The sequence below is a fragment of the Pseudomonas emilianonis genome (assembly GCF_023072625.1).
In the GTDB taxonomy this organism is placed as follows: domain Bacteria; phylum Pseudomonadota; class Gammaproteobacteria; order Pseudomonadales; family Pseudomonadaceae; genus Aquipseudomonas; species Aquipseudomonas paraveronii.
Genome location: NZ_JAKNRV010000192.1, coordinates 1 through 9,729 on the forward strand (window position 1 = coordinate 1; position 9,729 = coordinate 9,729).

At 60.5% G+C, this 9,729-nt stretch carries 9 protein-coding genes and 1 pseudogene; 8 read left to right on the top strand and 2 right to left on the bottom strand.

Features of this window, described 5'->3' with window-relative positions:
• Together L9Z73_RS18505 and tpx are read right to left on the bottom strand one after the other, a co-directional pair.
• Positions 1 to 191 (bottom strand): annotated as a pseudogene (locus tag L9Z73_RS18505) (MdtA/MuxA family multidrug efflux RND transporter periplasmic adaptor subunit); the annotation flags it as partial.
• A 231-nt stretch (positions 192 to 422) separates the two neighbouring features.
• Complete coding sequence (gene tpx, locus L9Z73_RS18510; protein ID WP_247403773.1) at positions 423 to 923, bottom strand: thiol peroxidase; 501 nt, start codon at positions 921 to 923, stop codon at positions 423 to 425.
• Positions 924 to 1,093: 170 nt separating this feature from the next.
• Between tpx and L9Z73_RS18515 the strand changes: the two genes are divergently transcribed.
• From L9Z73_RS18515 to L9Z73_RS18550, 8 genes are all read left to right on the top strand, one after another.
• On the top strand, positions 1,094 to 2,383 hold the full coding sequence (locus L9Z73_RS18515; protein ID WP_247403776.1) for a glycosyltransferase: 1,290 nt from the start codon (positions 1,094 to 1,096) through the stop codon (positions 2,381 to 2,383).
• Positions 2,384 to 2,455: 72 nt separating this feature from the next.
• Positions 2,456 to 3,361: an AraC family transcriptional regulator gene (locus tag L9Z73_RS18520; RefSeq protein ID WP_247403779.1), complete on the top strand. Its 906-nt coding sequence runs from the start codon at positions 2,456 to 2,458 to the stop codon at positions 3,359 to 3,361.
• A 178-nt stretch (positions 3,362 to 3,539) separates the two neighbouring features.
• Positions 3,540 to 4,862, top strand: coding sequence for an ABC transporter substrate-binding protein (locus tag L9Z73_RS18525; RefSeq protein ID WP_247403782.1), 1,323 nt, complete (start codon positions 3,540 to 3,542; stop codon positions 4,860 to 4,862).
• A gap of 176 nt (positions 4,863 to 5,038) precedes the next feature.
• The gene (locus L9Z73_RS18530) at positions 5,039 to 5,929 is read left to right on the top strand and encodes a carbohydrate ABC transporter permease (protein WP_247403785.1); all 891 of its coding nucleotides are present in this window, start codon (positions 5,039 to 5,041) and stop codon (positions 5,927 to 5,929) included.
• A gap of 10 nt (positions 5,930 to 5,939) precedes the next feature.
• Positions 5,940 to 6,770 (top strand): carbohydrate ABC transporter permease, encoded by an 831-nt coding sequence (locus tag L9Z73_RS18535; RefSeq protein WP_027606403.1) that lies wholly within the window; start codon positions 5,940 to 5,942, stop codon positions 6,768 to 6,770.
• Between the two features lie 38 nt (positions 6,771 to 6,808).
• Positions 6,809 to 7,912: an ABC transporter ATP-binding protein gene (locus tag L9Z73_RS18540; protein WP_247403788.1), complete on the top strand. Its 1,104-nt coding sequence runs from the start codon at positions 6,809 to 6,811 to the stop codon at positions 7,910 to 7,912.
• A 16-nt stretch (positions 7,913 to 7,928) separates the two neighbouring features.
• Positions 7,929 to 9,410, top strand: a complete 1,482-nt coding sequence (locus L9Z73_RS18545) for a mannitol dehydrogenase family protein (protein WP_247403791.1) — start codon at positions 7,929 to 7,931, stop codon at positions 9,408 to 9,410.
• Between the two features lie 137 nt (positions 9,411 to 9,547).
• A partial coding sequence (locus tag L9Z73_RS18550; protein ID WP_247403795.1) for an FGGY family carbohydrate kinase occupies positions 9,548 to 9,729 on the top strand: 182 nt, incomplete at its 3' end.

Here is a 9,729-nt window from a genome sequence, read left to right on the forward strand (position 1 = left end):
GGGCCGGGGGAGCCGCCGAAGCCCGGGCGCGCCATGCCCGTTTTACCGGTACGGCCTGCCGGCGCGTCAGGATGGGTAGCGCCGGTGGGCCAGAATTTCCAGCACAGGCCGGCGATAACCAGCAGCACGAGCAGGCCGAACAGCCAGCGACGGGAGTTACGGGGGGAGGATTGCATGGAGTGATCAACCATTGGGCGCGAGAGCTTCTTCTTTGGGAGGCTGAAAGATAAGCACTGGGGCGCGTTAAGAAAAGCGCATTTACCGGCTATTTACCTTGGGCTTACAACTTTTAACTGTTGAGCTTAGTCCGCCGGCTATTTCGCTAAACATCTGACCAGCAAATAAAAACGGCCTGGACTAGGCCAGGCCGCAATCATGCATCACGCGTGTTACTGCAAAACGACAGTAATGCGCCGAAACAGTTACTTCAAAACAGCCAGGGCTGCCTCGTAGTTTGGCTCTTGGCCGATTTCAGGCACCAATTCGCTGTGCAGTACGTTGTCGTTTTCATCCAACACGACGACGGCACGGGCGGTCAGAGCCCGGAGTGGGCCGTCGGCAATCGAAACGCCGTAGTCAACGGCGAAATCAGCGTTGCGGAAGTCCGACAGGCTCAGCACGTTGTCCAGGCCTTCGGTGCCGCAAAAACGCTTCTGGGCAAACGGCAGGTCAGAGGAAATGCACAGTACAACCGTGTTGCTCACATTGTTGGCCTGGGCGTTGAACGTGCGCACCGACGTGGCGCAGGTCGGGGTGTCGACGCTTGGGAAGATGTTCAGCACTTTGCGCTTGCCGGCGAAGGTGGCCAGGGTCACTTCCGACAGATCGCCGGCGGTCAGGGTGAAGTCTGGCGCTTTGGAGCCGGTTTGCGGCAGTTCGCCTTCAACTTGGACTGGATTACCACGAAGGGTGACTTGAGCCATGAACGGAATCCTTATGCTGGTTTTGATTAAACGAATTCGAGAGGCGGAAGTTAACCACAAAGTGCCGTGACGACCTACCGCCTGACACAAATTGTCATGCCACGCCGGGCACGCGGGCTGTTGTGGTTTAATTGCGCGCTTTTCGTCCCCGCTCAAGGAATCCGTTGTTGATGAATCAGCCCGCCACCAAAGTCCTGGTCATTGGTTATGTCTGGCCGGAACCGCGTTCCTCGGCTGCAGGCGGGCATATGATGCAGATTCTCGAAACTTTTCTGACACAAGGTTGGGATATTACCTTCAGCAGCCCGGCGACCATTGGCGAACACAAAGCCGATCTACCGGCACTGGGAATCGCCGAATGCGCCATCGAACTCAATAACAGCAGTTTCGATGACTTTATCTGCGAACTGGCCCCAGACATCGTGCTGTTCGACCGTTTCATGATGGAAGAACAGTTCGGCTGGCGCGTCGAAAAGCACTGCCCCGCGGCCCTGCGGGTGCTGGAAACCTCCGACCTGCAAAGCCTGCGCGACGCACGCCAACAGCGGTTCAAGGACCACCTCAAGGCCCAGCCGGACAACGACGACTTCAGCGCCTTGTTTGCACCGGGCCTGGAAGACGAGTTCCAGCGCATGGCCGACACCGACCTGGCCAAGCGCGAGATCGCAGCCATCTATCGCTGCGACATCAGCCTGATGATCTCCGACATGGAGATCCGCCTGCTCACCGAGCAGTTCAAGGTGCCCGCCGCCCTGCTCCACTGGTGCCCATTGATGATGGAACCGCCGACCGAGGCGTTCGCACCGTTTGAGGCGCGCGCGCACTTCCTCAGCATCGGCAACTTCCGCCACGCGCCCAACTGGGATGCGGTGCTGTGGATGAAGAACAGTGTCTGGCCGTTGATCCGCCAGCAACTTCCGGGCGCCCAACTGCATGTCTACGGTGCCTACACCCCGCCCAAGGCCACCGCGCTGCACAACCCGGCCCAGGGCTTTCATGTAATGAACTGGGCCGAAGATGCGCTGCAAGTGATGACGGCTGCGCGCATCTGCCTGGCGCCGCTGCGCTTTGGTGCGGGGATCAAGGGCAAACTGGCGGATGCCATGCTCTGCGGCACGCCGAACATCACCACACCGGTCGGCGCCGAAGCCATGGGCGACGAGCAGCCATGGCCTGGGGCAATCGCCCACAGCGCCACGGCGTTGGCCGATGCCGCCGTGAGCCTTTACCAAGACCGCGAACGCTGGACCCAGGCCCAGGAACACGGCCGCCAACTTCTGGCCCGTCGCTATGACCTGCACCGCCACGGCCCCGCACTGGTGGAGTGCCTGGAACACTGTCGCAGCCGCCTCGATGCCCATCGCCGGGACAATTTCACCGGCAGCATGCTGCGTCACCACGCCCACAAAAGTACGCAATACATGTCTCAGTGGATCGAGGCAAAAAACCGTAACCTTTAAACGCTTGACGCTGGCCGGGTCGCACACAAGGGGGCATTATCCAAATCGCAACCACAATAAAGCGACGGCAGCATGACCCGAGCAACGCGAATCACCGACCCTTCCTACGAGCTGATGGACGATCACAACGGTCTGTCCATCATCTATCGCCAGCATGGTTTCCCTTGTCCCCTGGTGCGCTGGCATTTCCATAAGGAGTACGAGCTGCACCTGATCGTCGCCAGCTCCGGCAAGGTGTTCATCGGCGACTACATCGGCAACTTCTACCCGGAAAGCCTGTTCCTCACCGGCCCCAACCTGCCTCACAACTGGATCAGCCAGGTCGAGGAAGACGAAGTGGTGCCCAAGCGCGACATGCTGGTGAATTTCACCGATGAGCTGCTGGAGAACGGCAGTCACATTTTTGCCGAACTCAAGACCCTGGCGCCGCTACTGGAGCGGGCGCAGTCCGGCATCGAGTTTCGCTGCAAAAAGACCATCGCCCAGGCCATGGCCCTGATGCAACGCATCGAGGACGCCCAGGGCATGGCGCGCCTGGGGCACTTCTTTATCCTGCTGGACGTGTTGAGCGCGTGTGAGGACTATCAACTGCTGTCCGGCGTGACCACGCCACAACTGGCCGACGAACACAGCATCGACCGCACCAACCGGGCGGTGGACTACATTTTTGCGCATTACGCGCGGGAGTTGTCACTGGAAGAAGTGGCCGACTACCTGGGGATGAAACCGACGTATTTCTCGCGGGTGTTCAAGCAGGCCACCGGGCGCACGTTTATCGAATTCGTCAATCGCCTGCGCATCAGCAAGTCCTGCGAACTGCTGGCCGATGGTGACAAGGCCGTCACCGATGTGTGCTTCGAGTCGGGGTTCAACAATATTTCCAACTTCAATCGGCGCTTCCAGCAGCTTAAAGGCATGACCCCTTCCCACTACCGGCGCCTGGCGGTGCAGCGGCTCACCGAACAGAACCTGGCTTAATCGTTTCGGCTTTTTGTGAGCGAGTGCAAAAAAGTATCAGTCCCAGTGCGCCCAAGGATTTGTCACAACCCCTGTTTGAGGGCTGTAATCAACGCACACTCTTCCTGGCTCAGCGTGGGAAGACACAACAACAATAATTGTCCTTCTGCAGCCCCTGGGCGCAGAAAAGGAGTGCGCGATGAAGTTCACAGCAAAAACACTGCTTGCCTGTTCTTGCATGACGGCATGCATGACCCTCAGCGCCGTCAGCCTTGGCGCGCAAACCCTGACCATTGCCACCGTCAACAACAGCGACATGATCCGCATGCAAAAGCTCTCGAAAACCTTCGAGGCCGAGCATCCCGAGATCAAGTTGAATTGGGTGGTGCTCGAAGAAAACGTCCTGCGCCAACGCCTGACCACCGACATCGCGACCCAGGGCGGGCAGTTCGACGTGTTGACCATCGGCATGTACGAAGCTGCACTCTGGGGCGCCAAGGGCTGGCTGGAACCGATGAAAGACCTGCCGGCGTCCTACGACCTCGACGATGTGTTCCCTTCCGTGCGTGACGGTTTGTCCGTCAAGGGTTCGCTGTACGCCCTGCCGTTCTATGCGGAAAGCTCGATCACCTATTACCGCACTGACCTGTTCAAGGACGCCGGGCTGAGCATGCCCGAGCAACCGACCTGGACGCAGATCGGTGAATACGCGGCAAAACTCACCGACAAAACCAAAGAGCAATACGGCCTGTGCCTGCGCGGCAAAGCCGGTTGGGGTGAAAACATGGCGCTGATCACCACCCTGGCCAACGGCTACGGGGCGCGCTGGTTCGACGAGAAATGGCAGCCTGAATTCAATGGCCCTGAATGGAAGGACGCGCTGAACTTCTACGTCGACAATATGAAGAAGTCCGGCCCGCCCGGTGCGTCGAGCAACGGTTTCAACGAAAACCTCGCGCTGTTCAACAGCGGCAAGTGCGCGATCTGGGTCGACGCCAGCGTGGCCGGTTCGTTCGTCACCGACAAGACCCAAAGCAAGGTGGCGGACCATGTCGGCTTCACCTTCGCCCCGCACGAGAAGACCGACAAAGGCACCTCGTGGTTGTACTCCTGGTCCCTGGCCATCCCGACCAGCTCCAAGGCCAAGGACGCCGCCAAGCTGTTCACCAGTTGGGCGACTTCCAAGGAATACGGCGCTTTGGTCGCCAAGACCGACGGCATCGCCAACGTCCCGCCGGGTACGCGCAAATCGACCTACAGCGACGAATACATGAAGGCCGCGCCGTTCGCCAAGGTCACCCTGGAATCGCTGAAAGTCGCCGATCCGACCAAACCAACGCTCAAACCGGTGCCGTATATCGGTATCCAACTGGTGACCATTCCAGAGTTCCAGGCGATCGGTACCCAGGTCGGCAAGTTCTTCTCGGGTGCGCTGACCGGTCAGCAAACGGTGGATCAAGCCTTGAGCGCCGCGCAGACCACCACCGAGCGCGAAATGAAGCGGGCCGGTTATCCCAAGTAACCCTGGCTCACCATAGTCAAATGTGGGAAGGGCTTGCTCCCGATAGCGATCTACCAGTTGATGGTTCTGTGACTGACACTCCGCTATCGGGGGCAAGTCGAATCGTCGCACCGCCCCTCCCACACTGACCGCGCTTCGACTCTCGTTCTGCATGTACCTGACTGGTCTTGATCACCATGAATACAATACGCAAAAGCCGCCTGGCCAACCCCGGCTGGTTTCTCGTCAGCCCCTCGGTAGCCTTGCTGCTGCTGTGGATGATCGTGCCGCTGGGCATGACCCTGTACTTTTCGCTGATCCGCTACAACCTGCTCTACCCCGGCGAAAACCAGTTCGTGGGGCTGGAGAACTTCACCTACTTCATCACCGATTCGGGCTTCCTGCCCGGCGCCACCAATACCCTGTTGCTGGTCGGCAGCGTGCTGTTGATCAGCGTGGTGTTCGGCGTGTTGATCAGCGCCCTGCTGGAGGCCAGTGAGTTCTTCGGGCGCGGCCTGGTGCGGGTGTTGTTGATCTCGCCATTTTTCATCATGCCCACCGTCGGTGCGCTGATCTGGAAGAACCTGATTTTCCACCCGGTGTCGGGGATTCTCGCCTACGTGTGGAAGCTGTTCGGCGCCCAGCCAGTGGACTGGCTGGCGCATTACCCGCTGCTGTCGATCATCATCATTGTCTCGTGGCAATGGCTGCCCTTCGCCATCCTGCTGCTGATGACCGCCATGCAGTCTCTCGACCAGGAACAAAAGGAAGCCGCACGCCTCGACGGCGCCGGCGCTATTGCGATTTTCTGGCACCTGACCCTGCCCCACCTGGCGCGCCCGATTGCCGTGGTGGTGATGATCGAAACCATCTTCCTGCTCTCGGTATTCGCCGAAATCTTCACCACCACCAACGGCGGCCCCGGCTACGCCTCGACCAACCTCGCCTACCTGATCTACAACCAGGCGCTGGTGCAGTTCGACGTGGGCATGGCTTCAGCCGGCGGCTTGATTGCCGTGGTCATCGCCAATATCGCGGCGATCATCCTGGTGCGGATGATCGGCAAAAACCTGACTGATAAGCCTTGAGGGCCGCGCCATGACGCTTCAACAATCCCGCCGCCTGCAAAGCCTGTTGCTCGGCACCCTGGCCTGGGCCATCGCGATCCTGATCTTCTTCCCGATCTTCTGGATGGTGCTGACCAGCTTCAAGACCGAAATCGACGCCTTCGCCACGCCGCCGCAGTTCATCTTCACGCCGACGCTGGAGAACTACCTGCACATCAACGAGCGCAGCAACTACTTCAGCTATGCGTGGAACTCGGTGCTGATTTCGTTCAGCGCCACCGCCTTGTGCCTGCTGATTTCGGTGCCGGCGGCCTACTCCATGGCGTTCTACGAGACCAAACGCACCAAGAGCACGCTGCTGTGGATGCTGTCGACCAAGATGCTGCCGCCGGTGGGCGTGCTGATGCCGATCTACCTGCTGGCCAAGAGCTTCGGCTTGTTGGATACGCGTATCGCGCTGATCATCATCTACACCCTGATCAACCTGCCGATCGTGGTGTGGATGGTTTACACCTACTTCAAGGACATCCCCAAAGACATCCTCGAAGCGGCCCGCCTGGACGGCGCCACCCTGTGGCAGGAAATGGTCCGCGTACTGCTGCCGATCGCCAAAGGCGGCCTGGCGTCCACGGTGTTGCTGTCGCTGATCCTGTGCTGGAACGAGGCGTTCTGGTCGTTGAACCTGACCTCCTCGAATGCCGCGCCGCTGACCGCGCTGATCGCCTCCTACTCCAGCCCCGAAGGCTTGTTCTGGGCCAAATTGTCGGCCGTCTCGACCCTGGCCTGCGCGCCGATCCTGATCTTTGGCTGGATCAGCCAGAAACAGTTGGTGCGCGGGTTGTCCTTCGGCGCCGTGAAATAACGGCTTTCCTATAAAAATTCCAAGCGGAGGCCCATCCCATGGCCAACCTGAAAATCAAGAATCTGCAAAAAGGCTTCGAAGGCTTTTCCATCATCAAGGGCATCGACCTGGAAGTGAACGACAAGGAATTCGTGGTCTTCGTCGGCCCGTCGGGCTGCGGTAAATCCACGTTGCTGCGGCTGATCGCCGGCCTGGAAGAAGTCAGCGAAGGCACCATCGAACTGGATGGCCGCGACATCACCGAAGTGACCCCGGCCAAGCGCGACCTGGCGATGGTGTTCCAGACTTACGCGCTGTACCCGCACATGAGCGTGCGCAAGAACATGTCGTTTGCCCTCGACCTCGCGGGCGTCGACAAAAAGCTGGTGGAAAGCAAAGTCAGCGAAGCGGCGCGCATCCTCGAACTGGGCCCGCTGCTGGAGCGCAAGCCCAAGCAACTGTCCGGCGGCCAGCGCCAGCGCGTGGCGATCGGCCGGGCGATCGTGCGTAACCCGAAGATCTTTCTGTTCGACGAACCGCTGTCCAACCTCGACGCCGCGCTGCGCGTGCAGATGCGCCTGGAACTGGCGCGCCTGCACAAAGAGCTGCAAGCGACCATGATCTACGTGACCCACGACCAGGTCGAAGCGATGACCCTGGCCGACAAAGTGGTGGTGCTTAACAGCGGCCGCATCGAGCAGGTCGGCTCGCCGCTGGACCTTTACCACCAGCCGGCCAACCTGTTTGTCGCGGGGTTTCTTGGCACGCCGAAGATGGGCTTCCTCAAGGGCAAGGTCACGCGGGTCGAGGGCCAGGGCTGCGAGGTGCAACTGGACGCCGGTACGCTGATCAGCCTGCCGCTGAGCGGCGCCACCCTGAGCGTGGGCAGCGCGGTGACCCTGGGTATTCGCCCCGAGCACCTGGAACTCGCCGCACCGGGCCAGACTAGCCTGACCGTCACCGCCGACGTCGGCGAGCGCCTGGGCAGCGACACCTTCTGCCACGTCATCACCGCCAACGGCGAGCCGCTGACCCTGCGGATTCGTGGCGACATGGCCAGCCAGTATGGCGAGACGCTACACCTGCACCTGGACCCGGCGCACTGCCATCTGTTCGACACCGACGGCGTGGCCGTTACCCGCCCACTGCGCGCCGCCGCCTGATTTCGCGAGATTTGTGATGAAACTGAATAAACAGAACCTCACCCAACTGGCGCCGGAAGTGAAAATCCCGGCCTACGCCATTGCCGATACCCGTCAGGGCATCGCCCATATCGGCGTCGGCGGTTTCCACCGTGCGCACCAGGCGTATTACACCGATGCGCTGATGAATACCGGCGAGGGCCTGGACTGGAGCATCTGCGGCGTCGGCCTGCGCGCCGAGGACCGCAAGGCCCGCGACGACCTGGCCGCTCAGGATTACCTGTTCACCTTGTATGAACTGGGCGACAGCGACGACACCGAAGTGCGTGTGATCGGCTCGATCAGCGACATGCTGCTGGCCGAGGACGGCGTCCAGGCGTTGATCGACAAACTGGCCAGCCCGCAGATCCGCATCGTCTCGCTGACCATCACCGAAGGCGGCTATTGCATCGACGACAGCAACGGCGAGTTCATGGCCCACCTGCCGCAGATCCAGCACGACCTGGCGCACCCGAAGGCACCGAAAACCGTGTTCGGCTTTATCTGCGCCGCGCTGACCCAGCGCCGCTCAGCCGGCACTCCGGCGTTCACCGTAATGTCCTGCGATAACCTGCCGCACAACGGCGCCGTCACGCGCAAGGCACTGCTGGCCTTCGCCGCCCTGCACAACGCCGATCTGCATGACTGGATCAAAACCAACGTGACGTTTCCCAACGCCATGGTCGACCGCATCACGCCGATGACCAGCACCGCGCATCGCCTGCAATTGCACGATGAGCACGGTATTGACGATGCCTGGCCGGTGGTGTGCGAGCCCTTTGTGCAGTGGGTCCTGGAAGACCAGTTCGTCAACGGGCGCCCGGCCTGGGAAAAGGTCGGCGTGCAGTTCACCGCCGACGTGACGCCCTATGAAGAAATGAAGATCGGCCTGCTCAACGGCAGCCACCTGGCGCTGACTTACCTGGGGTTTCTCAAGGGGTATCGGTTCGTTCACGAGACCATGAATGACCCGCTGTTCGTCGCGTATATGCGCGCGTACATGGACCTGGACGTCACGCCGAACCTGGCGCCGGTGCCCGGCATCGACCTCACGCAGTACAAGCAGACCCTGGTGGACCGCTTCTCCAACCAGGCGATCGCCGACCAGTTGGAGCGCGTGTGTTCCGATGGCTCGTCGAAGTTTCCCAAGTTCACCGTGCCGACGATCAATCGGTTGATTGCCGATGGGCGCGAGACCGAGCGTGCCGCGCTGGTCGTGGCCGCCTGGGCGTTGTACCTCAAAGGTGTCGATGAGAATGGCGTGGCCTACAAAATCCCGGACCCGCGCGCCGAGTTTTGCCAGGGGCTGGTGAGTGATGACGGGATGATCAGCCGGCGGTTGCTCGGGGTGGAGGAGATTTTTGGCACGGCTATTCCCAAGTCGGCTGAGTTTGTGGCAGCGTTCGAGCGATGCTATGCGAGCCTGCGCGACAACGGCGTCACAAAAACACTGCAGCAACTCCTGAAGAAACCGGCTTAAACCTGTGGGAGGGGGCTTGCCCCCGATAGCGGTGGGTCAGTAACGAACATTGACACTGAAACACCGCCATCGGGGGCAAGCCCCCTCCCACATTTGGACCGCATTTACAATCCAACAACAATGCTGAGCAAATCATCATGACCCAGCAAAACCTGTTCCTCGGCATCGACTGCGGCACCCAAGGCACCAAAGCCATCGTCCTCGACGCCTCCAGCGGCAAGGTGCTGGGCCTGGGCGCCGCGGCACACACGCTGATCAGCGGCGCCAATGGCCGTCGCGAGCAGCACACCCAGGAGTGGCTGGACGCCTTTACCGAAGC